The sequence below is a fragment of the Kosakonia sp. YIM B13571 genome, from assembly GCF_042788095.1.
In the GTDB taxonomy this organism is placed as follows: Bacteria; Pseudomonadota; Gammaproteobacteria; order Enterobacterales; family Enterobacteriaceae; genus Kosakonia; species Kosakonia quasisacchari.
In genome coordinates this window covers 1-25932 of sequence record NZ_JBHZPL010000016.1, presented here as the reverse complement: position 1 = coordinate 25932, position 25932 = coordinate 1, and the positions used below count along the sequence as shown (strand labels likewise).

Annotated in this window: 22 protein-coding genes and 1 pseudogene; 10 read left to right on the top strand and 13 right to left on the bottom strand. The window is 54.5% G+C overall.

The annotated features are described in order from the left end of the window. Position 1: 1 nt before the first annotated feature. Positions 2–1144 (top strand): trans-sulfuration enzyme family protein, encoded by a 1143-nt coding sequence (locus ACFX4O_RS22845; RefSeq protein ID WP_380211431.1) that lies wholly within the window; start codon positions 2–4, stop codon positions 1142–1144. 28 nt (positions 1145–1172) lie between these two features. Here the strand turns inward: ACFX4O_RS22845 and ACFX4O_RS22840 are convergent, their stop codons facing one another. Next, complete coding sequence (locus ACFX4O_RS22840) at positions 1173–2492, bottom strand: diguanylate cyclase (RefSeq protein ID WP_380211429.1); 1320 nt, start codon at positions 2490–2492, stop codon at positions 1173–1175. Positions 2493–3256: 764 nt separating this feature from the next. Between ACFX4O_RS22840 and ACFX4O_RS22835 the strand changes: the two genes are divergently transcribed. The 3 genes from ACFX4O_RS22835 to ACFX4O_RS22825 all read left to right on the top strand — a co-directional run bounded on the left by ACFX4O_RS22835 (position 3257) and on the right by ACFX4O_RS22825 (position 4658). Beyond that, complete coding sequence (locus ACFX4O_RS22835) at positions 3257–3973, top strand: nitroreductase family protein (RefSeq protein ID WP_380211427.1); 717 nt, start codon at positions 3257–3259, stop codon at positions 3971–3973. Positions 3974–4097: 124 nt separating this feature from the next. Further along, a complete protein-coding gene (locus ACFX4O_RS22830; protein ID WP_131408420.1) occupies positions 4098–4343 on the top strand; it encodes a type II toxin-antitoxin system CcdA family antitoxin in 246 nt (81 codons plus the stop codon). A 3-nt stretch (positions 4344–4346) separates the two neighbouring features. Beyond that, a complete protein-coding gene (locus ACFX4O_RS22825; RefSeq protein WP_380211425.1) occupies positions 4347–4658 on the top strand; it encodes a CcdB family protein in 312 nt (103 codons plus the stop codon). 56 nt (positions 4659–4714) lie between these two features. Here ACFX4O_RS22825 and ACFX4O_RS22820 read toward each other — a convergent pair whose 3' ends face one another. Together ACFX4O_RS22820 and ACFX4O_RS22815 are read right to left on the bottom strand one after the other, a co-directional pair. Beyond that, positions 4715–5836: a JmjC domain-containing protein gene (locus ACFX4O_RS22820; RefSeq protein ID WP_380211423.1), complete on the bottom strand. Its 1122-nt coding sequence runs from the start codon at positions 5834–5836 to the stop codon at positions 4715–4717. Positions 5837–5900: 64 nt separating this feature from the next. Then, complete coding sequence (locus ACFX4O_RS22815; protein WP_380211421.1) at positions 5901–6833, bottom strand: LysR family transcriptional regulator; 933 nt, start codon at positions 6831–6833, stop codon at positions 5901–5903. A gap of 103 nt (positions 6834–6936) precedes the next feature. Between ACFX4O_RS22815 and ACFX4O_RS22810 the strand changes: the two genes are divergently transcribed. Beyond that, the gene (locus tag ACFX4O_RS22810) at positions 6937–8004 is read left to right on the top strand and encodes an SDR family oxidoreductase (RefSeq protein ID WP_380211419.1); all 1068 of its coding nucleotides are present in this window, start codon (positions 6937–6939) and stop codon (positions 8002–8004) included. Positions 8005–8131: 127 nt separating this feature from the next. On the opposite strand, the gene ACFX4O_RS22805 is transcribed toward ACFX4O_RS22810, so the two are convergent. The 3 genes from ACFX4O_RS22805 to ACFX4O_RS22795 all read right to left on the bottom strand — a co-directional run bounded on the left by ACFX4O_RS22805 (position 8132) and on the right by ACFX4O_RS22795 (position 9257). After that, the gene (locus ACFX4O_RS22805) at positions 8132–8314 is read right to left on the bottom strand and encodes a hypothetical protein (protein WP_380211417.1); all 183 of its coding nucleotides are present in this window, start codon (positions 8312–8314) and stop codon (positions 8132–8134) included. Positions 8315–8322: 8 nt separating this feature from the next. Beyond that, on the bottom strand, positions 8323–8562 hold the full coding sequence (locus ACFX4O_RS22800) for a hypothetical protein (protein WP_380211415.1): 240 nt from the start codon (positions 8560–8562) through the stop codon (positions 8323–8325). A 119-nt stretch (positions 8563–8681) separates the two neighbouring features. Next, positions 8682–9257, bottom strand: coding sequence for an ABATE domain-containing protein (locus ACFX4O_RS22795; RefSeq protein WP_131408435.1), 576 nt, complete (start codon positions 9255–9257; stop codon positions 8682–8684). A 139-nt stretch (positions 9258–9396) separates the two neighbouring features. Between ACFX4O_RS22795 and ACFX4O_RS22790 the strand changes: the two genes are divergently transcribed. Further along, positions 9397–10278, top strand: a complete 882-nt coding sequence (locus ACFX4O_RS22790) for an alpha/beta fold hydrolase (RefSeq protein WP_380211413.1) — start codon at positions 9397–9399, stop codon at positions 10276–10278. A gap of 39 nt (positions 10279–10317) precedes the next feature. Here ACFX4O_RS22790 and ACFX4O_RS22785 read toward each other — a convergent pair whose 3' ends face one another. Next, positions 10318–11079, bottom strand: coding sequence for a class I SAM-dependent methyltransferase (locus ACFX4O_RS22785; RefSeq protein ID WP_131408438.1), 762 nt, complete (start codon positions 11077–11079; stop codon positions 10318–10320). 109 nt (positions 11080–11188) lie between these two features. On the opposite strand from ACFX4O_RS22785, the gene ACFX4O_RS22780 reads away from it, so the two are divergent. Further along, the gene (locus ACFX4O_RS22780; RefSeq protein WP_380211411.1) at positions 11189–11968 is read left to right on the top strand and encodes a helix-turn-helix transcriptional regulator; all 780 of its coding nucleotides are present in this window, start codon (positions 11189–11191) and stop codon (positions 11966–11968) included. 86 nt (positions 11969–12054) lie between these two features. Here the strand turns inward: ACFX4O_RS22780 and ACFX4O_RS22775 are convergent, their stop codons facing one another. Together ACFX4O_RS22775 and cspA are read right to left on the bottom strand one after the other, a co-directional pair. Further along, complete coding sequence (locus ACFX4O_RS22775) at positions 12055–12243, bottom strand: cold-shock protein (RefSeq protein ID WP_131408660.1); 189 nt, start codon at positions 12241–12243, stop codon at positions 12055–12057. Between the two features lie 9 nt (positions 12244–12252). Beyond that, complete coding sequence (gene cspA, locus ACFX4O_RS22770) at positions 12253–12465, bottom strand: RNA chaperone/antiterminator CspA (RefSeq protein ID WP_086873559.1); 213 nt, start codon at positions 12463–12465, stop codon at positions 12253–12255. A 386-nt stretch (positions 12466–12851) separates the two neighbouring features. Between cspA and uxuA the strand changes: the two genes are divergently transcribed. The 3 genes from uxuA to ACFX4O_RS22755 all read left to right on the top strand — a co-directional run bounded on the left by uxuA (position 12852) and on the right by ACFX4O_RS22755 (position 16712). Then, on the top strand, positions 12852–13919 hold the full coding sequence (gene uxuA, locus ACFX4O_RS22765; protein ID WP_380211409.1) for a mannonate dehydratase: 1068 nt from the start codon (positions 12852–12854) through the stop codon (positions 13917–13919). 66 nt (positions 13920–13985) lie between these two features. Further along, complete coding sequence (locus tag ACFX4O_RS22760; RefSeq protein WP_380211407.1) at positions 13986–15320, top strand: gluconate:H+ symporter; 1335 nt, start codon at positions 13986–13988, stop codon at positions 15318–15320. 186 nt (positions 15321–15506) lie between these two features. Next, positions 15507–16712: an MFS transporter gene (locus ACFX4O_RS22755; RefSeq protein ID WP_131408446.1), complete on the top strand. Its 1206-nt coding sequence runs from the start codon at positions 15507–15509 to the stop codon at positions 16710–16712. A gap of 36 nt (positions 16713–16748) precedes the next feature. Here ACFX4O_RS22755 and ACFX4O_RS22750 read toward each other — a convergent pair whose 3' ends face one another. The 4 genes and pseudogenes from ACFX4O_RS22750 to ACFX4O_RS22735 form a co-directional block, all read right to left on the bottom strand. Beyond that, complete coding sequence (locus ACFX4O_RS22750) at positions 16749–18113, bottom strand: HlyD family type I secretion periplasmic adaptor subunit (protein ID WP_131408448.1); 1365 nt, start codon at positions 18111–18113, stop codon at positions 16749–16751. Beyond that, positions 18100–20286, bottom strand: coding sequence for a type I secretion system permease/ATPase (locus ACFX4O_RS22745; protein WP_380211404.1), 2187 nt, complete (start codon positions 20284–20286; stop codon positions 18100–18102). Before ACFX4O_RS22745 ends, ACFX4O_RS22750 begins: the two co-directional genes overlap by 14 nt. A 100-nt stretch (positions 20287–20386) precedes the next feature. Beyond that, positions 20387–21739: a TolC family outer membrane protein gene (locus tag ACFX4O_RS22740; RefSeq protein WP_131408452.1), complete on the bottom strand. Its 1353-nt coding sequence runs from the start codon at positions 21737–21739 to the stop codon at positions 20387–20389. A gap of 56 nt (positions 21740–21795) precedes the next feature. Beyond that, positions 21796–25932, bottom strand: a pseudogene (locus tag ACFX4O_RS22735) (hypothetical protein); the annotation flags it as partial.

Sequence of the window (25932 nt, the reverse complement as noted above, 5' to 3'; positions counted from 1 at the left end):
AATGAAAACACTGGCAACGCAGAGCGTCCACAGCGGCGCATTCAACGACCAACACGGCGCGGTGATGCCGCCCATTTACGCCACCTCCACGTTCGCGCAGCCTGCACCGGGGCAACACACCGGTTACGAATATTCGCGCAGCGGCAACCCGACGCGCCACGCGCTGGAAACGGCCATTGCCGAGCTGGAAGGCGGCACGCGCGGTTACGCATTTGCTTCCGGCCTTGCCAGCATCTCCACCGTGCTGGAGTTGCTGGATAAAGACAGCCATCTGGTGGCAATTGATGATGTTTACGGCGGCACTTACCGCCTGATTGAAAATGTGCGCCGCCGCAGCGCCGGGTTACAGGTGAGCTGGGTCAAACCGGACGATCTTGCCGGGCTCGAAGCCGCTATTCGCCCCGACACGCGGATGATCTGGGTGGAAACGCCAACCAACCCGTTGCTGAAGCTGGCGGATCTGGCGGCGATTGCCGCCATCGCCAAGCGTCACAATATTCTCAGCGTGGCAGATAACACTTTCGCGTCGCCGGTTATCCATCGCCCGCTGGAATTAGGGTTTGATATCGTGGTGCATTCGGCCACGAAATACCTGAACGGGCACTCTGATGTGGTTGCCGGTTTGGCTGTGGTCGGCGATAACCCGGCGCTGGCTGAAAAAATCGGTTATCTGCAAAACGCCGTCGGCGGGGTGCTCGATCCGTTCAGCAGTTTCCTCACGTTACGCGGCATTCGCACGCTTTCCCTGCGCGTGGAGCGCCACAGCAGCAACGCGTTGGCTCTCGCCCGCTGGCTGGAACAGCAACCGCAGGTCGAGAAAGTCTGGTTCCCGTGGCTGGAATCGCACCCGCATTATCAGCTGGCGCGCAAACAGATGGCGCTGCCGGGCGGCATGATTTCGGTGGTCATCAAAGGCGACGACACGCGGGCGACAGAGATTATCAATAAGCTGAAACTGTTTACGCTGGCGGAAAGCCTGGGCGGTGTAGAGAGCCTGGTCAGCCAGCCGTTTAGCATGACTCACGCATCAATTCCGCTTGAACAGCGCCTGGCAAACGGCATCACACCTCAGCTAATCCGCCTGTCGGTGGGCATTGAAGATGAACACGATCTGATTGCTGACTGGAAACACGCGCTGGCGTAATCACGTAAACCGGGAGCCATCAGGCTCCCTACGACGTTAACGGGTTATCCCACGCCGACACCACCTGGTTGCGGCCCTGTTTTTTCGTGGCATACAGCGCCGTATCGGCTCGGTGAATAAGGCCGCTGGCAATCATATGCGGCGGTTTACCTTCAAAATGCACTTGCCCGGCTTGCAATGTCGCTACACCAATACTGATGGTCAAAAAACCGGTCGGGCTGGCCGCATGCGGTACGCTGAGCGCGTTGATATTGCCACGCACATCTTCGGCAACATTCATCGCCTGCATCAGGTTCGTCCCCGGCAGGATAATCAGAAACTCTTCGCCGCCGTAACGGCTGACGTTATCGCCGCTGCGCAAGCGTGACGAGGTGAGCGTGCGGGCAACCAGGCGCAGGCAATCGTCCCCGGCCTGATGCCCCTGGGTATCGTTGTAGTTTTTGAAGTAGTCGATATCAGCCAGACACACCGACAGCGGAAAATCATCCTGCAAGGCGCGGGAAATCTCGGCTAGCAGACACTCATCCATATAGCGACGGTTAAACAATCCGGTCAGGTGATCGTGTTGCGCGTACTGCTGCAATATTTTATTTGCGCTGGCGAGCTTGTGCTCCGCCTGCCGACGTTCCGTGATATCAACCCACGTGACCGATAACCCCACCACCATATCCATGGCGTCATAGACCGGTACAGCCTGAATATCGTAACAGCGATCGCGCCAACCCAACTCGCGTGACGGCAGCGCCTCGCGCTTATCCGCCAGGGCGAAATCCGTCAGGAAAAAAGGCCAGTAATCGGGCATCAAACGCTGAAAGTGATCCTCCGTTTCCAGCGCGTCGCCCAACAATTTTGCCATCGCCTTGTTGGACATCACCATGCGGCCATGGCGGTCAATCATGCACAGCGCCACCGGCGTGGTTTCGTAAATGGTCTCCAGTTGCAGCACCCGCTCGCCAAGGTTGGAGATGTTGCGATCAATCCCGCGATAACCGCGCAGCTCGCCCTGCTCATCAAACAGCGGGATGCCGCTGGTTTCCAGCACCACAATGCTGCCATCGGCGCGTTGATTGCGGTTGACCAGGCCAGAAAACGCACGTTTCTCCATGACAATCGCGCCAAACGCGTCCGCCACACGTTCCGCTTCGCCCGGCGGCATAAAATCAAAAGGGGTTTTGCCAATGACCTCGTCGGGCGGTACGCCGAGTAATTCCGTTACGACGTCGGAAGACCACGTATAGCGTCCCTGCGCGTCGACTTCCCACACCCAGTCAGAATTGATGTGCAGCAATTCGAAGAGATGTTTTGCATCTTCTTCCTGGTGATCCAGCCGTTTTTTTTCATTATTCATGGTTTCTGTTCCGCATGGCCCGCTATGCGCGCAACAACTTGTCTGGTCAGCGTGGTGAAGGCAAGAAATATTCACCACAAAAATACATCTATCTGTTTTGCTAAATTATTCACTAACCCGTTGAAAGTAAAAAATTAACACTTATTTTTGGAAGATTTTTTACCAGTATTCCTGTCTCAGAGAGACGGTTTTGCACCTGCTTACAATGCCTTCTATTACCAGAGGTAAAATAGCCAAACTTATTGCACCAGGACTTTTCGCACAGCTTATCGCTTATTAAAAACAATGAATATCGACAGCAGAAAAAAATAAAAATATCACCCTACAGGATGACCAACATGATTGTGTCGTCGGTCATCGGTGCGGGCGCATTCCGCTCTGCCATAAGCTGAAACGTTAAAAGAATGATATAAAGCAAAAAGTTAGTTAATAATGAATTATTAACAGCATTGTTCTAAATATCCCTTTTGCCTTTATTTTAAAAATTAAACGCCGCTCTTTTCGAAATGTCGTTGAATATTATTGTGCATACTTCACCTGCACGGTGAAAATCTGTCACATAATCGGTAATAAATGTGAGGTTCAGGATTAACTCAAACGTATCGTCTTTTTCACATCATCACGATATTGATGCCACGACGCACCATTTTTTGTGCCAAATACCACGCTTTTTTTCATCTATTTGAAGGATCGAAATTCTCTGGCGTATGCTCTGATAATGAGACTTTTAACCCTACTGACGCTCATGACAGGAGCCGCACCTGATGGATCCGTTTCAGCAGATATTGAAATCGACACTCGCCCGTACCGATGACGCACCGCAGGCCGTCAAGCCCCAGGCATTGCTGGAAGCGGAGTTAAAACCGAGGATTGCCCACGTTGCAGTGGACGACTTCCTCTCGCTTGCCAAAGCGCGCAGGACCATTTATACCCTCGGCAAAGATTTACCCATTGCCGAAGATAACGTGGTTGAAATTATTAAAGAGGCTATCCGCCAGGCACCGTCGGCATTTAACTCGCAAAGTTCGCGGGCGCTGATCCTGCTTGGTAAAGAGCATGATCGTTTCTGGGAGATGGTGCGCGATCAGCTGCGCAAAGTGATCCCGGCGGAGAGCTTTCATGCCACCTCCGATAAACTCGACGGCTTTGCCGCCGCAGCCGGTTCCGTGCTGTTTTTTGAAGATCAGGAAGTGGTCACTCATCTGCAGCGTCAGTACATCGCTTATGCCGACAATTTCCCCGTCTGGTCAGAACAGAGCAGCGGTATCGCCCAGTACGCGGTGTGGCTGGCGCTGGCGGAAAAGAGCATTGGCGCCAATCTGCAACACTACAACCCGCTAATTGATCTCGATGTTCGCGCCGCGTGGCAAATCCCGGAAAGCTGGAAGCTGCGCGCAGAAATGAATTTTGGTTCGATTGTCGCTGCCGCTGACGAAAAGAGCTATATCGACGACGATAAGCGCTTTATCGTCGCGAAATAAAGATATTGCCCGCTGAACGGGCAATTCTTTCTGGCTACCGTGTATTGCTATTGTGCAAATTTTGGTTGGATGACGTGCAAGAGCCTGCGTATACTACACACATATATACACAGGAGTGAATGCCATGCCTGCTGCTGCAGCTAAACAGAGAAACAAGCAAAACGTCAGTGTGACCGTCGAGCGCGACCTACTGGAACTCGCGCGCAAAGAGGGCATCAACCTTTCAAAAATGCTGGCGACCGCCTTGCAAGGTGAACTTCGCAATCTGGCAGCTGAGCGCTGGAAGCGCGAAAATGCCGCCGCCATTGCCGATTTAAATGAATTCATTGCCGAACGCGGGCACTTCTCGGATGAACACAGGAAGTTTTAATCCATGCAATATTCGGTTTATCGGAACAAAAGTAACAGCCGGGATTTCCCGTTTCTGCTGGATGTACAGAGCGATATTATCGGTAGCATGAACTCGCGGGTGGTGATCCCGCTCTGCCCACTGGCGGATTACAAAGATCGCCGCCGGGTTGAGCGGTTAAATCCGGTACTGGAGATCGAAGGGAAATCGTATTTGTTACTGACCCATGATCTTGCAGGCGTCAGCCTGACGATTTTGGGTGAAGAGGTTTGCAGTATGCGCGCGCAGCGCGACGTTATCCGCAACGCGATGGATTTTATTTTTGACGGGATTTGAAGTGACTGAACATCTTAAATGCTCAGTCACTTTATTGCTGGAAACACGAGCAAATTTTACTCGTCGAAGTACCAGTATCCCTGATTCACCAAATCGGTCAGTTCCTGGGCAAAAGCCGGATTATCCAGCGCGTTGCCCAGCTCTTTGCGGCCGATAACGGTGTAGCGACACAGCGCATCGGCGGCTTGCGCATCGGCCGTGTCCAGGTATTCGCTATTGATAAAGACGCTGCCGTCAACGTTTAGCACACGCAAACCACTCAGACGCGTCAGCACCTGCCCCTCTTTTAGCGCATCGACAATGTCCTCAACGCGGTAATCGTCGGGCTCCGGTGCGACATCCAGTTCGTGGCGCGGCGTGGAGATAAAGCTACCGAACCACTGTTTGAAATGCTCCGGCTGGCTAATCAACTCAATCATCATATTGCGTACGCGCTCCAGCTCGTACGCTTCTACCCGGCCAGCATGTTCGCGGCAGGTTAAATCCGGGTCGCTGTAGTGCTCGTTCCCGAGATCGTTTTCCAGCGCGTAATCAGCAAAGCTGCTGATCAGATCGCGGCCGTTCGGCCCACGAAAACCAATTGAGTAGTTGAACGCTTCCTGGTGAGTAAAGCCGTCATGCGGGAATCCTGGCGGGATATAGAGAATGTCGCCCGGTTCCAAATCTTCATCAATGATCGGCGGGAACGGATCAACATGCAGCAGCGCCGGGTGCGGGCAGAACTGGCGCATCGGCAGTTTATCGCCCACGCGCCAGCGACGGCTGCCCATCCCCTGAATAATAAATACGTCGTACTGGTCGATATGCGGGCCAACGCCGCCGCCTGGCACGGAGTAAGAGATCATCAGGTCGTCAAAACGCCACTCCGGCAGCACGCGAAACGGCTTCACCAGCTCGGCAGACGGCATATGCCAGTGGTTGGCCGCCTGCGCCAGCAGCGACCAGTCTTTTTCGCCTAAATGATCAAACGATTCAAACGGGCCATTCCATGCCTGCCACTGACCATTCACATGGCTGACAATGCGGCTGTCGACTTCCGGTTCCATCGCCAGCCCTGCCAGTTCGTCTGGCGTAATCGGGTCGACAAAATCAGGGAACGCGCGTTTCAGGACAACAGGTTTCTTTTGCCAGTATTTTTCAAGAAATTCCGGCCAGTTGAGGTTGAGTTGGTAAGCCATAAATCACACCAGTGAGAAGGGAAACGGGGCTGATTATAAAGAGAGTCAGCTATCTAACGCCTTGTCATTGGTCAAGTGCTGGTGCAGCAAGCGGCGGAGATATCTCCAGTGCGCCGAGCGCCATCAGTAGCGCATCCACTTTTGGCAATAACTGTTTACGCCGCGGCCACACCAGCGTAAGCGCCAGCCCGTGCGGCTGGCAGTGCGGCATAATCACCTCTAACTCGCCGCGCTGCACGTGCGCGTGCACCAGCCATGTCGGCATCTGCCCAACGCCTAACCCGGCACAAAGCGCCTGAACCTGCGCATCGACATCACCGAGCGCCATGCGATACGGCACGCTGCGCCAGGCCGGGTGCCCGTCGGCGGTGGTAAATAACCACGGTTTGGTGCTGCCATCCACCCGCTCATAAAGAATGGCCCGGTGCTGCATCAGCTCCGCCTCATTTTGTGGTGTCCCGGCGCGTTGCAGGTAATCGGGCGCGGCGCAAAAAACCATCTTTTCACGGCCAATTTGCCGGCACCCCAGCGACGCTGGCAAATCAACGGTTTGCCCGATGCGTACAGCAACGTCGATCCCCTCGTCGAAGAGATCCACAAAACGATCGGAGAAAGTCAGGCTAAGATCAATTTCCGGGTGCTGCTGACAAAACGGGATCAGCAGCGGCATCACGCTCAACCGCCCGTAGGTGTTTGGCACGGCGAGGCGCAACCGCCCGGCAGGGATAGTGCGATGCGCCGCCAGCACCGATTCGGCTTCCGCCAACTCCTCAAGGATGCGAATGCAGGTCTGGTAATACGCGTTCCCGGCATCGGTGACTTCAAGGCGGCGCGTGGTGCGCTCCAGCAAACGCGAACCCAGCCGCGCTTCGAGGCGGGCGACACTTTTACTGACCGCCGAACCGGTCAGATGCAGGCGTTCTGCCGCTGCGGTGAAACTCCCCTCTTCGACGCTGGCGACGAAGGGGACGATATCTTTCAGACGTTGATCGCTCATGGCATTAGTGAATTTAAGTTTCGAATGGTGTGAATTAATACCAGAGATAAGAAATTAATTCTCTATTAGCCTATGCGATAGACGAAACGTAGAGGAACATCTCATGCAGAAAAAAGCATTAATTGTCGGCATCAGCGGCGTGATTGGCCGGGCGCTGGCGGAAAAACTACTGGCAGAAGGCTGGCAAGTATCAGGTCTATCACGCGGGCGCGGCGCGGTTCCGGCAGGATGCACTAGCCTGACGGCGGATTTAACCGACGCGGCGGCAGTCAAAGAGGCGCTGAAAAACGAGAAACCCGATGCGCTGTTCTTTAGCGTCTGGGCGCGCCAGGAAAATGAAAAAGCCAATATTCGCGTCAATGGCGCAATGGTGAAAAACGTCATTGAGGCGCTGGGCGAGCGCCTGGCCGGGGCGCATGTCGCGCTGGTTACCGGCATGAAACATTATCTTGGCCCCTTCGAAGCCTACGGCAAAGGCAATGTACCGGTAACGCCTTTTCGCGAAGAGCAAGGCCGCCAGGACGTGGATAATTTCTACTACGCTCAGGAAGATGAAGTCTTCGCCGGAGCGAAAAAATATGGTTACCGCTGGAGCGTACATCGCCCGCACAGCATTATCGGTTATGCGCTCGGCAACGCCATGAACATGGGGCTGACGCTGGCGGTTTACGCCACGTTGTGCCGCGAAAAAGGGTGGCCGTTTATCTTCCCCGGTTCGCCTGAGCAGTGGAACGGTGTCTCCGATGTGACCGACGCCGGTTTACTGGCAGAGCAACTGAGTTGGGCAGCGGTGAGCGAAGGTGGTGCGAACGAAGATTTTAACGCAGTGAATGGCGATGTGTTCCGCTGGAACTGGTTATGGCCACGGCTGGCGGCGTATTTCGGTATTGAAGCGGCCGCGTTCCCGGCAAGCATGATGCCGCTGGCAGGGCGCATGCAAGAGGCGCAAGCCGCGTGGACGGAGATCGCTGGCAAGTACCAACTGGCGGAATCAGATATCGGTAAACTGGCCTCCTGGTGGCACACGGATGCCGATCTCGGTCGCCCGATGGAAGCCTTCGCCGACATGAGCAAAAGCCGCAAAGCCGGTTTTACCGGTTATCGCAGCACGCTGGATTCCTTCACTGCGCTGTTTGACCGCCTGAAAGCAGAAAACATTATCCCGCGCTAGGACAGAAATTTGCCCGGCGGCGCTGGCATGCCGGGCATTTCCTCCGTTACGTTTCTACGCAGTCTGCAGGCCTGTTCCAGCATTGCACCTTGCTACGCCTCGATATGCACCGTTTTCCCCTGCCCGTTCACATACCGTGCCTGCCGACATATTTGGCAGCGATATGAATATGCTGCAACGAGACATTTTGTACGGTAGATTCCGGCAAACCGCTAAAGATCATCGCGTGATCCGCATTCGTGGCGGTGAGATATGAAATATCGACGCCGTTGATTTTCGGTTGTGAGGCGGTGACTGGCGCATTTTCCATGGGTGAAATCAAGGTGTTGCTCTGCGCCCCGACTGGCCGCTGTAACGGCTGATCGCCAGAATCGGCGTTGCCACGTTGGCCATCGTCAGATGATTTGCCACCAGCGTGGCCCCCGCGATCTCGTGCACTACATAATTGAATGGCGTAGACATGAGAGTTTTGCCATCCGTTTTGCCGGAAAAATCTTTTCGAAGACAACGGGCCTGCGCCATAAAAGAGGTCACCAGCGCCCGTAGAGATTGATTCATAAGCCCTCTACTCATGCGTAAATTTATAACAGTGACTTCTGCGAAAATTTAGCACGGCAAGAAGACTCTTGTGCAAAATCGCTTATTTCACAGCAGCTTATTCATCGTTAAGCCACGGATTAATTGCTTTTGGCCCGGAACCTGGCCACTTTCGCCCGGTTGCCGCACAGCGCCATGCTGCACCAGCGGCGACGATGCGCTTTGGTTTTATCGTAAAACCACAGTGTGCAATCCGGGTGCTCGCACTGGCGAATATAGTCAAACTGCCCGTTTGCCAGTAACGCCGCCGCCAGCTCTGCGACCGGAGCAAGGGCTTGCTGCGGCGTATCAAGGAGATAAACGCGCTGCGTTTGCAGCGAGCCTTGCGCATCCATCTCGAGGCGTACGTGGCTTTGCGCCTGCGCCAGCCAGTCGTTAAGTGCGTCCAGCGGCAGTTCCCGTCCGTGCTTTTTTTCTTCGACCAACAGGCGAATCAATGCCCGCAGCTTACGCGCCTCGGCCAGCAACGCTCCCGGCTTTGCCATTGCGTTAACCTGCAACCCGATATGCTGTAACCACTGGCGCACATCTTCATCGGATTGCCAAAAATCATGTGGCGATTTTTCCGCCATCGCCAGCGTGTTGATGAAATCCAGCGCATGGTCTTCGGCAATAAACCACGGGCCTTCTGCGCCAGGTAACGTGGCTGCTGTCATCGTTGTTCTCCCCTGAGTCTCGTTCACCCGCACATTGTAACCGATAAAATACATTTTACACAGTTACATTGTTTCGCCATACTCAGCGTTGAAGTAACCCTATAAATTAACTTTTAACGGTTTCAAAAGAGGTGACGATATGGCTGCCAATACGCATTTCCCGATTCGCTATCAGTTTGTAGACGCCGATGGCGTCAATGTGTTTTACCGTGAAGCCGGTAACCCGGAAAACCCGGTTTTACTGCTGCTGCACGGCTTTCCCAGCTCATCACATCAGTTTCGCGAGCTCATCCCGCTGCTGGCAGATAAGTTTCACCTTATCGCCCCGGATCTGCCCGGCTTCGGCTTTACCGAAGTCCCCACTGAACGTAATTACACCTATAGCTTTGATGGGCTGGCAAACACGCTGATTGCCTTCGTCGATGCGCTCAATCTGCAACGTTTCGCCATGTATGTTTTCGATTACGGCGCACCGACTGGATTGCGGTTAGCGCTGCATTATCCAGAGCGGGTAAGCGGGTTTATTTCGCAAAATGGCAATGCGTATCTGGAAGGTTTAGGTGATGCATGGGCACCGGTTCAGGCTTACTGGCACACACCAACGGCGGAAAATCGCCAGGTTGTTCACGATGCAATTCTCAATCTGGAAGGGACAAAATGGCAATATCTGCACGGCGTGCGCGATCCGCAAAGCGTCGCACCGGAAGGGTATCAGCTGGATGCGCTCCTGATGGAGCGATCGGGGAATAAAGCGATCCAGTTGGATCTGTTTCTCGATTACGCCAACAACCTGAAGCGCTACCCTGAGTTTCAGGCCTTTTTCCGCATCCACCAGCCGCCCGCGTTGATTATCTGGGGCGAGCACGATCCGTTTTTTATCCCGCCAGGCGCGCACGCTTATAAACGCGATAACCCAAACGCGGTGGTCGAGCTGCTTGATACCGGGCATTTCGCGCTGGAAACCCATGTCGGTTACATTGCCCAGCGCATTCGTGACGTGATCGGTAGCGCGATTGGCTAAGACATCGGTGCGCCCCGCACGGTGGGCGCACGGTTTTGCTTACACGCGCGTCTGGAACATCAGCGTATCGGAAGTAAATGATCCATCGTCGCCAATGAGAAAGTGCGCTTTTACCTCATCCGAGGTTTGGTTTTGCAGGTAGCGGATCGCCGCGCGCAATACCTCCGGCGTATTCATGCGTTCCACCCAGGCGTGATATTCCAGCCCCAGCCGATCAGAAACCATCTTCTCAACCAGCATGCCGCTTTGCTGGGTCATTTGCAGCCACTCGGCTGGAGAGTAGTTGCGCACGTGGGACGGATCGCGCAGCACTTCAATGGTTTGCAGCCAGATATCCAGCACCGGGCGGCCGGGCGAGGCAATATCCATCAGGATAAATTTCCCACCGGGTTTCAGCACGCGTTTCACTTCACGCAGCGCGAGTGCCACATCATGCCAGTGGTGCGCCGAGTAGCGACTGATCACCACGTCAAATGTTTTGTCGGCAAATGGCAGCTTTTCCGCCGCACCATGGGCGGTGGTGATGTTGTGTAACTGACGATCGCTCGCCGCCTGGCGCACCACCGCCAGCATTTTTTCCGACAAATCATACGCCGTCACCTCGCGCACCACGCCTGCGGCGGCAAAACTGGCATGCCCGGCGCCGCAGCCTAAATCCAGCAGCGAGGCATCCGCATCATTATCCAGCCACTCGACCAGACGCACTAAATCCGCGCCTTGCGCATGCACCTGGCTTGTCAGGTATGCCTGGGCCTGGTCGCCAAACTGCTTTTTTGTTAACTCATGATGATTAATCGCCATTCTCTTTTTCCTTTTTTAGCACGACAAAAAGTTGCTCTTTGGCGACTATACGGCCGCATTTATAGGGGTACAATATGTGTACTTATACTGGTATTAACGAGTACCACCCATGGAAAGTACCTTATTTGCCGGGCCGAAAACTCTTGGCGCTTTTTTGCGATCGCAGCGGGAAAACACCGCGCCTGCGGATATTGGTTTGCCAGCTCAAGGGCGACGGCGTACGCGCGGATTGCGGCGGGAAGAAGTGGCGCAGCTAAGCGGCATCAGTACCACCTGGTATACGTGGATTGAGCAAGGGCGGGATATTGTTGTTTCACCGCAAACCCTATCGAATATCGCGAGCGTGTTAAAAATGACCGCCGCAGAGCGCAAGTATTTATTTCATCTGGCATTGCAAAACGATCCTCAGGAAGAGCACGTCATCACGGTTGAACCTTCTGTGCTGGCCACGGTGAATCAGATGGCTTGCCCCTGCTATTTGCTGGATTTGATGTGGAATATGCTGGCGTGGAATAAACCCGCGGAGGCACTGTTCAGCGGCTGGCTGGATAACGAGGCCGAACCGAATATGATGAGTTTTATGTTTCGCCATCCGCTGGCGCAAACGCTGGTTGCCAACTGGGAAACGCGCGCTAGCCGGATTGTCGCCGAGTTACGTGCGGACGCGATGCATTATCCCCACGACAAAGGGCTGAACCAGTTTGTGCAGAGCCTGAATAATGATAGCGAATTGTTTCGTGCGTTCTGGTCGCGCCAGCAAGTGGTGGTGCGTGAGGGTGGTGAGCGCGTTTTTCATCATCCACACCAAGGCGAGCTGCACTACCGGCAGATGACCTGGCAGTTAACCAGCAACCGTTCGATCAAAATGATTATGTTAATGGCCGGGTAATGCGGGTGCGGGTTGTGTACGTCGCAGGAGGATGGGATTGATTGCTAAAATAAAAAAACAGGTCAGAAAACTGACCTGTTTTTTTATTATTTACGGAATTCCAGTGGTGCCTGGCTGGCCTGGACAAATGCGGCGATGTTATCAAATGTGGTCATTGCTGATTTGCAAAAAATACATTTGGCACCGACCGGATTTTTCTCAGTCATATCAAAACTGGAAATTCGGTATTGCGACCCGTGGCAGCACGGGCAGCGAAAATGAATATGGTTAATAATTCTAAATCCTTAGCGCGGAATCACGTTAGCCGCAGCCGGGCCTTTCGGACCGTTTTCAATAGTGAATTCAACTTCTTGATTTTCTTCAAGAGTGCGGAATGCATTGCTCTGGATAGCGGAGAAATGTACGAATACATCTTTGCTGCCATCTTTCGGAGTAATGAAACCGAAGCCTTTCTCAGCGTTGAACCATTTAACGATACCGTTCATTTTAGTAGACATGCTTGTTACCTTCTTTTTATTTCGCCGAATGCGGCAGTAATGGTCTGAGACATTATTTTTTATCAGAGTGTAAAGCGAAGACCCAAAAAGAAGTAGCAAGGAGGCACTTAGAGATGAGAAAGACTTTAGTGAACTGCTGGAGATAATGATTTATCAAACCGACGACGCATTAACGCATGGTTGCTTTGGCAGCGCAAGCACTATTTTAAAAATATTTGTCAATAAAACGTTATCAGCAGATTAACGCGCTGTTCTGTTTGCTTCTAAGAGGTTCAATCCCGACAAAGGGGTTTGTGTGAAGTGGATCGCACAAATGCGCTTACCGCCCGGTTATTATCAATACTAGTATGGCAGTTAAGAAGAAACGTTTAAAGGTGGTAATGAGCATGCAAATGACAATGCGCTGGTTTGGTCCAGTTGAAGACAAAATTCCGCTGGAGCATATCCGGCAAGTTCCCGGCGTCGAAGGTGTCGTTGGCGCGCTTTATGATGTTCCGGTTGGCGACGTGTGGCCAAAAGCGAAAATCCGTGCGCTTGCCGATCAGGTACATCAGGCCGGTTTAAAGATGGAAGTCGTTGAAAGTGTCAACATTCATGATGATATCAAAATTGGCCTGCCCAGCCGCGAGCCGTTAATTGCCAACTATCAGCAGACCATCCGCAACCTGGCGGAAGTCGGCGTGAAGGTGATTTGCTATAACTTTATGCCGGTTTTCGACTGGATGAAAACCGACATGAACTACGTTCTACCAGACGGTTCACTCACGATGGCGTTCGAGAAAAAAGGCATCGATAAAACTCTCGACGAAGTCGTAAAAGAAGTGCTGGAGAATTCCAACGGTTTCGCCCTGCCCGGCTGGGAGCCAGAACGTTTGGCAAAAGTACAAGAGCTGTTTGCCAAATATAAAGATGTCGACGACGCAAAATTGCGCGAAAACCTGGTCTATTTTCTTGAACGTATTATTCCGGTGTGTGAAGAAGTTGGCATAAAAATGGCAATCCACCCGGACGATCCACCGTATTCTATTTTTGGTCTGCCGCGCATTGTAAAAAACCGCGACGATCTCGACTGGATTTGTAATGCAGTAGATTCTGAAGCGAACGGTATTACATTATGCACCGGTTCCATTGCTGAAGATCCGGATAATAACGTCTACCAAATCCTCGCAGAATTTACCCGCCGTAAACGTATCCACTTTGCCCACGTAAGAAATATTAAGCTCATTAAAGATAAAGATTTTTATGAGTCTGCGCATTTATCCCGTTACGGCTCGCTGGATATGTTCCAGGTGATGAAATCTCTCTACGACAATGGTTTTGATGGCTATATCCGCCCCGACCACGGGCGCTTTATCTGGGGGGAAACCGGCCGTCCAGGCTACGGGCTCTACGACCGAGCCCTCGGTGTCACTTACCTGCACGGCTTGTGGGAAGCGCTCGAAAAACAACATTAATAAAATGTCATTCAGGCCGGTGGCTCCACCGGCTTTCATTTAAGGCAAATCCGTAAGGTATTCTCTATGTCTCCGTTACTCGCGCTATTTTGGGTGCTGGTTGGTATTGCACTCCTGGTCGTTATGAACCTTAAATATAAATTCCATAATATTTTCGCCTTACTGATCGCAGGGATATTTGTTGCGATCATGGAAGGCATTCCGCTGGATAAAATTGTCACAGTTATTCAGGACGGTCTGGGAAGTATTCTCGGCCATCTCGCATTGATTATTATTTTTGGCGCGATTATCGGTAAATTTATGACCGAATCCGGTGCCAGCCAACGTATTGCGGATAATGTCATTGAACGCTGCGGTACGCGGTTTCTTTCGGTCGGGCTGATGTTTATCGGCGTTATTTTTGGCATCGCCATGTTTTATGAAGTGGCGTTTCTGATTGCAATGCCGCTGGTGCTAAATATCGCTAAAAAAGCCAACATTCCGTACATGAAATTAGTGGTGCCAACCGTGGTAGGCGCGACCATGGGACACAGCCTGTTCCCGCCGCAGCCGGGTCCGGTAGCGCTCATCAGCGCGTTCAACGCCGATATTGTGCAGGTCTATCTGTACGGCATTTTAGTGATTATCCCGGCGCTGTTTTGCGCGGGCATTCTGCTGCCCAAATACCTGCCGGGTATTAAAGCGATTCCGTTGAATTCCCTGATGAAACCGGTCGAAGAAAAAACCGCGCAGGATCTGCCACCGTTTAGCATCAGCATTCTGATCCCGCTGATCCCGGCGGTGCTGATGATTGTCGCGTCGATTATCAAAGGGTTAATGCCCGCAGGATCGGCGCTGGTGAAAGTCTGCATCTTCTTTGGCAGCGCGGAAATCAGCATGCTGCTGGCCACGCTGGCAGCAATCTGGTTCCTCGGTATCAAGCGTGGAATGTCGGCTGAAGGCGTCACCCACTGCGCCAGTGACGCGATTGCGAAAATTGCCAACGTGCTGTTTGTCATCAGCGCCGGCGGTATTCTGAAACAGGTGATTGTGGTTTCCGGCGTGGGTAACCACATCGTGGACATTATGAGTCACGTTCCGCTGTCGCCGTTCATCGTGGCGTGGATAATCACGGCGATCATCCGCATTCTCACCGGGCAAGGCGCCGTCGCAGCCATCACCTCTGCGGGTATCGTCGCGCCAATGGTCGGCGCGTTTCACCTCAACCCGGCGCTGATGTGCCTGGCCGTAGCCTGCGGCAGCAACACCATTACGCTGATGTACGACGGCGGTTTTCTGCTGTTTAAAGAGACGTTCGGCATTTCGATGAAAGACACCTTCAAAACCTGGGGGCTACTGGAGTTAATTAACTCTGTGGTCGGCCTGGGTATGGTTCTGCTGCTCAGTCTGTTTATCGCTTAGCAGATGAAAACCAGCGGGAACACGGACGTTCCCGTCCGCTTCTCTTTCAGGAAAAGGGATGCTACGTTTATAGGTCTCTGAAATTCATCAGGCTCGCCAATGTAACGACACACTCTCTGTGAACACACTTTTGCACCGTGCGCTGTATGCCGCACGCGGTTTTCTGTTTACTTGAGAATGTCGACAATGAACACATTATTGATGGTTCTGGTGCGCGCGCTGCGCCAGCACCGCTGGCTGTGCTTGTTTGGTAGTGCCTATCTTTTTTCCTCTATCGGCAATGGGTTAACACAAACCCTGATCCTCGGTCAGTTGTTACGCTGGCATGCCTCCCCGGCAACGCTCACGCTGAGCTATATGCTGGCCACACTACCCGGTTTTTTTGGCAGTTTATTGGGGGAATACGGTTGTCGGCGTGTCTCGCCGCTGCACTTATTATTGCTGTGTGAGCTGATTGGCCTCGCCGGGCTGCTTTTGCCGCTCTACGGCTTGCTGGCACACAGCATCCCCGCGCTGCTTGCTGTGCAATCGATCGAAGCATTTGCCGCCGGCTTATCCTGGCCTGCCATGAGTCTGGTTTTTAAACGTGGTTTAAGCGCAAACGAACTGCCTGCAGCGACCAGCATGGAAACCGTGATTTTCGCCTCTCAGGTGCTGCTTGGCGCAGGCGCTGGCGTTGTCCTCTTCGACCGGGTATCGCCGGTGACACTGCTTTCCATCGATGCCATCAGTTTTGTGTTCTCTACGGTGTTGCTATGCGCTACAGCACGCTACCTACCGCCGGTAAGCCATGAGAATCACCACAAAAAGGCCGAGCCCCTGCGCTGGCATCATTTACCGGTCATACAAAAACGCAGCTTGCTGTTGTTACCGGCGCTTGCCGCCGTCGGCGCGCCTGCAATGGCGCTGCTTCCGGCGCTGATACAACAAATGCGTCCCGCGGAAGCCACCGACCTTGCTCTGCCACTTATCTTTGCGCGCAGCCTGGGTCAGCTTTGTGGCCCGCTGCTGCTAAAGGCCGATAACCTCAAACGCTATGCCAGCCGCAACCGTTATCTGGTCGGCTGTTTACTGGCTTTTCTGGCGGCTTACTGTGTGCTGCCGGGTTTAACGTCCTATCCAAAAACCGCGCTGCTCATCATCTTTGCCGCGCATCTGGCGTCTAATATGGTCTTTGCGGTCGGGACATTCGGCCTGTTGCACAATTTCCATGCCGATGCCGTTTCCACTGCCACGGCAAAAGTATGGCGCTGGCAATCGTGCTGCGCCGCCGTAGCGACACTGATTGCCGCCTTACTGGCAGCAAAATGGGGCGCGGCGCAGGCGTTGTATACGGTTTCGTTCAGCACGCTGGCGCTGGTGATGATGGTGCTGCTGCGCTATCGCCGCTAACCACAAAGGGAGGCGGCAAAGGCCTCCCTTTCGCTGTCACCGTTCACGCAGCGCTTCCGCTTTGGCGCGCAATATTGGTTTGAGCAAGTAGTGCAGGATGGTGCGCTGGCCGGTAATAATGTCCACCGACGCCACCATGCCTGGAATGATCAACAGCGGTTTATCATCCGGGCCGAGATGGTTTTTATCCGTGCGCAAACGGATCACGTAAAAGCTGTTGCCGTCTTTGTCGGTCACCGTATCCGGGCTGATTTGCACCAGTTCGCCCGCCAGCCCGCCATAGATGGTGTAGTCATACGCGGAAAACTTCACAATCGCCTGCTGACCGGGGTGTAAAAAGGCAATATCCTGCGGGCGAATTTTCGCTTCTACCAGCAACCGGTCATCCAGCGGCACAATTTCTATCATATCGCTGCCGGGTTGGATCACCCCACCAATGGTGTTCACCATCAGTTGCTGCACAATCCCTCTGACCGGCGAGGTCACCATTGTACGGTTCACCCGATCTGCAATCGCTTTACCGGTCGCTTCCGCTTTACTCAGGTCAGTCCGCGCCTGGTTGAGTTGCGTCAAGGCGTCGCTGCGGTTGCCGTCCAGCGTTTCGTTAATTTTATTGGTGATCTCGTTCACCGCCGCGACAGCGCCAGGAACAGCAACCGTCATTGAATCCAGTTGCCCGCGCGTCTCCACTTCGGTGCGCCGTAAACGCAGCACTTCCACCCGGGAAATCGCCCCTTTGGCGATCAGCGGCTCAGAGAGATTAATCTCCTGCTGCAAAAGCCCAAGGCTCTGTTTGTACTGCGCCGCTTTGGTTTGCAGGTCGATAAGCTCCTGCTTTTTCTGCACCAGTTGCTCATTCAGCCCGGCAATCGTGCTTTGTAGCTTGCTGTTAATGCTCAGGAACAGCGCCATTTCACCTTTGGCAATATCCGGTGCCTGCTGGATTATCTCCGGCGAGAGTTCCAGCGTCGTCGCGCCATTGACCTGCGCCGTTAAGCGTTCAATACGCGCCTGCAGTGCCATACGGTCGGCCTGGGTTTCCCCGGCGTTAGAGCGAAAACGGGTATCGTCGAGCCGAATCAGCGGCGCGCCAGCGTTCACCACTTCGCCTTCGTGAACATACACCTGGGCGACAATTCCCCCTTCCAGATTCTGAATTTTTTGCAGCCGTGAAGAGGGAATAGCCCGGCCTTCGCCCCGCGTCACTTCATCAATGTCGGCAAATGACGCCCAACCAACCATCAGGATAAAAAAGATAAAAATCGCCCACAGCGTAATGCGGATAACGCGCGGCGAGTCATCAAGCAACGCCTGATTCACTTCATTGATGGCCAGCGGCGACGTTTTTTTATCACCGAACAGCCAGCTCATCAGGCGGCTAAGCAGGTCAACGATTTGCATGGATTTGCCCCTTTTTCAGTGCGCTCATGACGCTCTCTTTCGGGCCGTCGGCGATGATTTTGCCGTTATCGAGAATAATCAGACGCTCAACCAGGGAGAGTAACGAAGCACGATGCGTCACCAACAGCAACGTCTTGTCGGCGACGACCGGGATCAGCGCCTTTTTGATCAGCTCCTCGCTGGTGTTATCCATCGAGCTTGTAGGTTCATCCATCAGCAAAATCGGCGGGTCAAGCAATAGCGCCCGCGCGAGCGTAACCGCCTGACGCTGACCGCCGGAGAGGTTCATTCCCCGCTCGCCAATACGCATGTTGTAGCCCGAAGGGTGGCGGCGGGCGAACTCATGCACGCCGGTGATCATCGCCACCCGCAGCATCGCCTCTTCGCCGACATAGCTTGCGCCATACAGCAGGTTTTCCCGCAATGAGCCGCTAAACAGGTGGATATCCTGCGGGGCGTAGCCAATGTTGTGGCGCAAATCGTGGACATCAATCTGCCGGGAATCGATATCATCAATCAGCACGCTACCGGCATCCGGCTGGTAAAATCCCACCAGCAGCTTCGCCAGCGAGCTTTTACCGGAACCGCTGCGGCCGATAATGCCGATTTTTTCGCCCGGTTTAATGGTCAGCGTAACGTTGTTCAACGAGGTGTATTGGTTGTTCGGATAACGAAAAGTCACATCGCGAAACTCCAGCGCCCCGGAGAGTTTCTCACGCCTGAGCGGAACGTCTTCGTCATGAATTTCCTGCTCCAGATCCAGCATGCGATCGACGGTGGCTTTGGTCATTTTTGCCCGCTGGTAACGGGTTATCAGGCTACAGAGTTGGCCCACCGGCATCATGGCGCGCCGGTGCAACAAATAGCAGGCTACCAGCCCGCCCATACTGAGCGAGCCACTGATAATGATGTAAACCCCGGCAACAATGATCGCTACGCCGCTCGCCTGTTGGATCCACGACGTGAAGTTCACCGCCACAAAAGAGAGCGATTTCACTTTCATCTCCAGCTTGCTGAGCTGGCCAATAATCTGCTCCCACTGGTACTGGCGCTCGCTCTGCGCGTTATTCACTTTAATGGCGTCCAGCCCGGTGAGCGTCTCCACCAGCATCGCCTGGCGTTCGCTGGATAAGCGGTAAGTTTTCTGTACCTGCGACATCAACGGGCGCTGGAGCAACCAGTTACCGATGAGCGCAATCGGGTAAGACACCAACGGAATAAACACCAGCGGGCCGCCAATAATGCCAATCACCAGCATAATCAGCAGCGTAAAGGGGAAATCAATCAACCCGGTCAGCGTCAGTGACGAGAGGAAATCCCGCACCGACTGGTACTCCTGAAAGTTCTGCGAAAAGCTGCCCACGCGGTTGGGACGCAGCTTCATTTTCATCCCCAGCAGACGTTCAAATAGCGCGGCGGAGACAATCAAGTCGGTCTTTTTACCGGCCAAATCCAGACACATGCCGCGCAGAGTCTTCAGAATAAAATCAAAGAAGTAGGCAATGGTAATGCCAATCGCCAGCACCCATAGCGTGGCCGTCGCCTGGTTGGGCACCACCCGGTCATACACATTCATCACAAACAGCGGTGCCGCCAGCGCAATAATATTGACCAGCAGACTGGCGATAACCGCATCGGCATAGAGGAACTTCGACAGCCGCAGCGTATCCTGGAACCAGTTTCGCGTGCGCGGGATCGTAGCCGTAGGCTGCGTATCAAATTCATGTTCCCGCTGGAGAAAAATCGTCGTGCCGCTATAACGCTCCGCCAACGCATCGCCCGTCAGCGTGATCTCCCCGCCTTCGGTTTCACTCGGTAATAACCGCGCTTGCTGCCCGTCCCAGCCAATCAGTACCGCAACCTGGTTGTTTTCCAGCAGCACTATCGCCGGCAGCGATATCGCCGAAATCGTCTCAAGCGAGCGCTGGAGCGTTCTGGCTTTCAACCCCGCCCGCTGCGCCGCACGCGGAAAAATGCTCAGCGTCAGTGAATGGTTTTTCAGCGGCAGCCCGGATGTCAGCGAGTAGCGCGTGGTGGCGATATTATGCAATTTGCACACGATCATCAGACAATCCAGCAGCGGATCATCATGCGTCTGCCGGGGATCGCTTCTGGCTACCTCCTCGTTAGAGGAAACCGGAAGCGCCTGAGTGTCATTATTCGTCGACGTCATAATCTGACCTTGCAGGTTCGCGGAATACCGCGATAGCGAAGACCCCAGAGGCGTTTTTCAGCGCTGTCGGCTGAAAGACCCCCTGCCCTGCCTGAACATGTTATTTGAGTTCAGGCAATTCCACTTTCGATGTGGGTGTGTCATCCAGCGGTTGTGCAGAAGAAGGCGGCTGGATATTAAGCGCTTTCAGCAACTCGCCGGTGCGCGCATTAATGCGATACGTCGAAAACATCTCCGTGAACTGCATCTCCACATAGCGCTGCTGCGCGGTGAAGACTTCATTTTCACTGTCCAGCATATCCAGCAACGAGCGGTCGCCCAGGCTGAACTGCTCCTGATAAGCGCTGCGCACCGTCACACTGCGATCGGCATAATCTTTCGCAATAGGCACTTGTTTCTGGGCGTTTTGTAACGCGTTCCAGGCCAGGCGCAGCTCTTCGTTTAACTGGCGTAATGCGTTATTTCTGACATCCTGCGCTTCGCGCATTTTGTAGGCATAAGAGGAGAGCGTGGCGCTGTCACTGCCGCCGTTGTAGAGGTTGTAGCGCATGCGCAACATGGCCTGCCACTCCTGATTGTGGCCGCGCGTACCGTCAATGTTGTTATCCATGGTGCGTCCCACTTCCACATTTACGCTGGGGTAAAACCGCGACTTCGCCGCCTCATATTGCTGGCGCGTCGCTTCGACATCGGCAGCGGCTTGTTTTAATAACGGGCTGTTTTTCAACATCGACTGTCGGGCATCTTCCAGCGAAGCGGGAACCTTAAATTTCGCCGGTAGTGTGAGATCATCGGCTTCTTTCCCGGTCATGCTCTGGTAGTTCGCCAGCGAATCGTCCAGGTTGGTTTGCTCCGTCAGCAGGTTGTTTCGCGCCTGCGCCAGGCGGGCTTCCGCCTGTTCATAATCGGCCTGGCGTCCTACGCCCTGCTCCGTGCGCAGCGTAATCTGATCGAATACCCGCTGGTGGTTTTTCAGGTTCTCTTCCGCCAGGGTAACCAGTTGCCGGCGCATCAGCACATCGAGGTAATACTGAATCGCTTGCAGCGCGGTGGTTTCGCTGGTGTCCAGCACCGTCCAGGCCCGGGAGTTCACCGTCGCGGTCTGGCGGGCAACTTCGTTGCGGGTGGCAAACCCGCTAAACAGATTTTGCGTCACCGTAATGCTCGATTCGCTGCGGTGTAAATTACGCAGATGATCCCCAGCCGCACGCGTGGTGCTGTTATCCGATTGCTCCCAGCCGGTTCCCGCCGTGACATCCAGCGACGGCAAATATCCGCCTTTCGCCGCCCGCAGATCCTCATCCGCCGAATAACGCCGGTTAATAGACGCGCTGACTTCCGGGTGCCAGAGAATCGCCTCTTTCACCGCCTGCTCAAGCGTGGTGGCGTGCGCGCCGGTGATCAGCAGCAGCGGGAGGGAAATCCCCCATAACAGCGGCTTGCGAGATAACATGTTGGCCTCCTGCTGTGGCCTGTAACGCAGACAGACGTCTAAACAAACCGGCTCGGTTAACCACCAGAGTCGGCATCGGGTTTGGCAATTAAGTGATCCATATCGTCGTGCCCACCTTCGCCACCGCCGTGATCCTCTCCACCATCCGGCGGTTCCACCGGTGCGGAGTGATCGTTACCGGCGTCATGATCGGCGTGCCCGGCGTCCGGCGCGTGGCCTTTAACAAGGCTGCTGAGATCCTGGTGAGCATCGTCATCCTGGATGATGTCGCTGAAATTGACCGGCTCGTCATGACTGAGGCTGGGTGCGGATGCATCACTATTGGCATGTTCCGCGTCATGGTGCGAAGCGTCCTGGCGATCCCCTGCTTGATCCCCTCCATCATGGCGATCTGCATCCTGATGCTCCCAACCATAATGATTACCCTCATGATGATCCCCGCCGTGCTGGGCTGCGGAGCCGTGATGGGAAGCGTTACTGCTGTTTTCCTCCGATTCGCTGTCGTTCTCTTCACCCAACAAATTGTTCAGCGAGGCATCGTCCGCAACAACCGTCTGTCCCTGCGACTCGGCGCTTCCGGGTTCGAGATTGCCGAGCTGGAGGCTATCGTCCTCCACCAGCAACAGGGAATTGGCGCTCTCTTCGCCGGTTGAGTCAGTGGTGTGATCATCGGAGAGATCCTCAGCGTGCTGAGTGCTGTCCGCAGTGTGATCGGCACTTTGCGTATCTGCGTGGGAGGTCTCATCAATGGCGAGGCTGGTCGCTTCGATATGCGGCGTATCGGCTGGGCTGTCGGCCGTATGTTCCCCGGCGCTGGTGGTCTCCGTACCGCTCACCACCTGGCCCCCTTCTTCGCCATTCAAGGTAAAGTCCGTATCGTGGAGTTCGTCGGCGGTGGAGTTCACCTCGATAGAGACATCGCCAATTGTCGTTTGCCCCTCCGGCAACATCACCGAAATCTGCCCGTCATAATGGGACGAGTTGTCATCAAAGGTGAGCGTGTAAGTGCCGTGTTCACCGTCATAACTCACACTCATGTGGTCGCCGCTGAATTGTGCCCCTTCGGGCAGGCCGCTCAGCGTCAGTGAAGTCAGATGATCGCTGCTGTCGGAGCTTTCGAGGTTAACATCCAGGTTCAGCGTGACCGATGTGGTCACATGGGTATCGCCGCCCAACGTTGACGACGGGCCATCGCCAAAGACAACACCTTCGATTCCGTTGGCATTACCGAAGGGGTGCGAGCCGTTTTCCGTGTTGGTGACCTGCAAATTATCGATGGAGTTATTCTGATGGTTCGCCGGGTGATCAACGCCCGAAACGGAGTAGTTCGCGCTGTCGCCGGTGACAAAAATGTAATCTTTGCCAGTCTCACCTTCTGGCACGCCCTGATTGCCGGTGATGCCATTCACCGGTCTGAAATCATAGTGATCGTTGGACCAATCCCCTTGCTGGTAGTACCCGCCGGTATGGTCGCCGACGACAAAAATATCCGTACTGCCCGCGGAACTGCCGCTGGCATTGGCATTGCCGTGACTGTCGTAATAGTGAATCTGATTGGGGTTACTGCATTCGGGGACATGATCGCCCTGGATCGCACCGTCCGGGCTGTCTGGCGTAAGCCAAATCTGCACGTTATCGCCAATAGCAACGATGACGCCGTTCTGGATGTCATAACCGTTAGGATCCCCACTGCCGCCATTGATGTGAAGGATATTGTCGTCAGACGTCTCCGGCGTATTAGCCCCCGGCGTTAAGGTCACAGTCAAATGCACATCAGAACTTTTGTTGGCGTCGGCGTCAGAGTCGGCATCGGCGTCTGCATCGGCGTCTGAATCATGAGTATCGACGTCTGTATCTGAATCGGCATCCGCATCTGCGTCTGAATCAGTGTCCGCATCAGTATCCGCATCGGCGTCTGCGTCTGCGTCGGTATCCGCATCTGCATCGGTATCGGCATCCGTATCCGCATCGGCATCCGAATCTGCGTCCGCATCTGCATCGGTATCCGCGTCGGCATCGGCATCGGCATCAGTATCCGCATCTGCGTCGGTATCGGCATCGGCGTCAGAATCAGCATCAGCGTCCGTATCCGCATCCGAATCTGCGTCTGAATCAGTGTCGGCATCGGCATCCGTATCCGCGTCGGCATCAGTATCTGCATCAGCGTCGGCATCAGTATCTGCATCTGCATCTGCATCGGTGTCTGTATCGGCATCCGCATCGGTATCGGCGTCCGTATCTGCATCCGAATCTGTGTCGGCATCAGTATCCGTATCCGCATCGGCATCGGCGTCTGTATCCGAATCTGCATCTGCGTCGGCGTCGGCGTCAGCATCCGAATCTGCGTCTGCATCTGCATCTGCATCTGCATCGGCGTCGGCATCAGAATCCGCATCAGCATCGGCATCCGCGTCCGAATCTGCATCCGCGTCTGCGTCGGTATCCGCATCTGCATCGGTATCCGCATCGGTATCTGCGTCTGCATCGGCATCCGAATCTGCATCGGCGTCCGTATCTGAATCCGTATCCGCGTCGGCGTCCGCGTCAACATCTGAATCCGCGTCTGAGTCCGCATCAGTATCTGAATCGGTATCGGTATCGGTATCGGTATCAGCGTCAGAATCGGCATCCGTATCTGCATCTGCATCTGAGTCTGCATCTGAGTCGGCATCAGTGTCAGCGTCTGCATCTGAGTCGGTATCTGTATCAGCGTCCGAATCAGCATCTGCGTCGGCATCGGCGTCGGCATCAGCATCGGCGTCGGCGTCGGCATCAGCATCGGCGTCGGCGTCGGCGTCCGAATCAGCATCAGCGTCGGCATCCGCATCTGAATCCGTATCAGTGTCGGCGTCTGCATCGGAGTCGGTATCAGTGTCTGCATCCGAATCTGCATCCGTATCCGCGTCGGCATCCGAATCTGCATCGGCGTCCGCATCCGTATCGGCATCCGCGTCCGAATCTGCATCCGTATCGGCATCCGTATCGGCATCCGTATCGGCATCCGTATCGGCATCGGCGTCTGCGTCTGCGTCTGCGTCGGTATCCGCATCTGCATCGGTATCCGCATCGGTATCTGCGTCTGCATCGGCATCCGTATCCGCGTCGGCATCCGAATCTGCATCGGCGTCCGAATCTGCATCCGTATCGGCATCGGCGTCTGCGTCGGTATCCGCATCTGCATCTGCATCTGCGTCTGCGTCTGCATCCGAATCTGCGTCCGCATCTGCATCGGTATCCGCATCGGCGTCTGTATCCGAATCTGCATCTGCGTCTACGTCAGCATCCGAATCTGCATCGGCGTCTGCGTCGGCATCCGTATCTGCGTCGGCATCCGAATCATGAGTATCGGTATCTGCATCTGCGTCGGTATCTGCGTCTGCATCCGTATCCGCGTCGGCATCAGTATCTGCATCTGCATCTGCATCTGCATCGGTATCTGCATCCGAATCTGTGTCGGCATCTGAGTCTGCATCCGCATCTGAGTCTGCATCTGCGTCTGAATCAGTGTCCGCATCGGCATCCGTGTCAGCATCGGTATCGGCGTCGGCATCTGAGTCTGCATCTGCATCTACATCGGCGTCGGTATCGGCATCAGTATCTGCATCGGCATCGGCATCGGCATCGGCGTCTGTATCCGAATCTGCATCTGCGTCTGCGTCAGCATCCGAATCTGCGTCCGCATCTGCATCGGTATCCGCATCTGCATCCGTGTCAGCATCTGCATCTGCATCGGCATCGGCATCTGTGTCAGCATCGGTATCCGCATCTGCATCTGCGTCGGTATCTGCATCCGAATCTGTGTCGGTGTCGGTGTCTGCATCTGCATCCGAATCAGCATCGGCGTCGGCATCTGCATCCGCATCTGCGTCGGTATCGGCATCCGCATCCGAATCTGCGTCCGCGTCGGTGTCTGCATCGGTATCGGCATCCGCGTCGGCATCCGCATCGGCGTCGGTGTCCGCGTCTGCATCAGTGTCTGAATCGGCATCCGTGTCAGTATCTGCATCCACATCTGCATCTGAGTCTGCATCTGCATCTACATCGGCGTCGGCGTCGGTATCGGTATCGGCATCAGTATCTGCATCGGCATCTGCATCGGCGTCAGTATCCGCATCTGCATCTGCGTCGGTATCGGCATCCGCATCCGAATCTGCGTCCGCGTCGGTGTCTGCATCGGTATCGGCATCCGCGTC

Coding starts and splice junctions, on each gene's coding strand:
- ACFX4O_RS22810 (WP_380211419.1), top strand. CDS start 6,937: ATGCAGAAAAAAGCATTAATTGTCGGCATCAGCGGCGTGATTGGCCGG.
- ACFX4O_RS22840 (WP_380211429.1), bottom strand. CDS start 2,492: ATGAATAATGAAAAAAAACGGCTGGATCACCAGGAAGAAGATGCAAAA.
- cspA (WP_086873559.1), bottom strand. CDS start 12,465: ATGTCTACTAAAATGAACGGTATCGTTAAATGGTTCAACGCTGAGAAA.
- ACFX4O_RS22790 (WP_380211413.1), top strand. CDS start 9,397: ATGGCTGCCAATACGCATTTCCCGATTCGCTATCAGTTTGTAGACGCC.
- ACFX4O_RS22785 (WP_131408438.1), bottom strand. CDS start 11,079: ATGGCGATTAATCATCATGAGTTAACAAAAAAGCAGTTTGGCGACCAG.
- ACFX4O_RS22745 (WP_380211404.1), bottom strand. CDS start 20,286: ATGACGTCGACGAATAATGACACTCAGGCGCTTCCGGTTTCCTCTAAC.
- ACFX4O_RS22800 (WP_380211415.1), bottom strand. CDS start 8,562: ATGAATCAATCTCTACGGGCGCTGGTGACCTCTTTTATGGCGCAGGCC.
- ACFX4O_RS22780 (WP_380211411.1), top strand. CDS start 11,189: ATGGAAAGTACCTTATTTGCCGGGCCGAAAACTCTTGGCGCTTTTTTG.
- ACFX4O_RS22805 (WP_380211417.1), bottom strand. CDS start 8,314: ATGGAAAATGCGCCAGTCACCGCCTCACAACCGAAAATCAACGGCGTC.
- ACFX4O_RS22825 (WP_380211425.1), top strand. CDS start 4,347: ATGCAATATTCGGTTTATCGGAACAAAAGTAACAGCCGGGATTTCCCG.
- ACFX4O_RS22795 (WP_131408435.1), bottom strand. CDS start 9,257: ATGACAGCAGCCACGTTACCTGGCGCAGAAGGCCCGTGGTTTATTGCC.
- ACFX4O_RS22740 (WP_131408452.1), bottom strand. CDS start 21,739: ATGTTATCTCGCAAGCCGCTGTTATGGGGGATTTCCCTCCCGCTGCTG.
- ACFX4O_RS22830 (WP_131408420.1), top strand. CDS start 4,098: ATGCCTGCTGCTGCAGCTAAACAGAGAAACAAGCAAAACGTCAGTGTG.
- ACFX4O_RS22750 (WP_131408448.1), bottom strand. CDS start 18,113: ATGCAAATCGTTGACCTGCTTAGCCGCCTGATGAGCTGGCTGTTCGGT.
- uxuA (WP_380211409.1), top strand. CDS start 12,852: ATGCAAATGACAATGCGCTGGTTTGGTCCAGTTGAAGACAAAATTCCG.
- ACFX4O_RS22755 (WP_131408446.1), top strand. CDS start 15,507: ATGAACACATTATTGATGGTTCTGGTGCGCGCGCTGCGCCAGCACCGC.
- ACFX4O_RS22815 (WP_380211421.1), bottom strand. CDS start 6,833: ATGAGCGATCAACGTCTGAAAGATATCGTCCCCTTCGTCGCCAGCGTC.
- ACFX4O_RS22760 (WP_380211407.1), top strand. CDS start 13,986: ATGTCTCCGTTACTCGCGCTATTTTGGGTGCTGGTTGGTATTGCACTC.
- ACFX4O_RS22820 (WP_380211423.1), bottom strand. CDS start 5,836: ATGGCTTACCAACTCAACCTCAACTGGCCGGAATTTCTTGAAAAATAC.
- ACFX4O_RS22845 (WP_380211431.1), top strand. CDS start 2: ATGAAAACACTGGCAACGCAGAGCGTCCACAGCGGCGCATTCAACGAC.
- ACFX4O_RS22835 (WP_380211427.1), top strand. CDS start 3,257: ATGGATCCGTTTCAGCAGATATTGAAATCGACACTCGCCCGTACCGAT.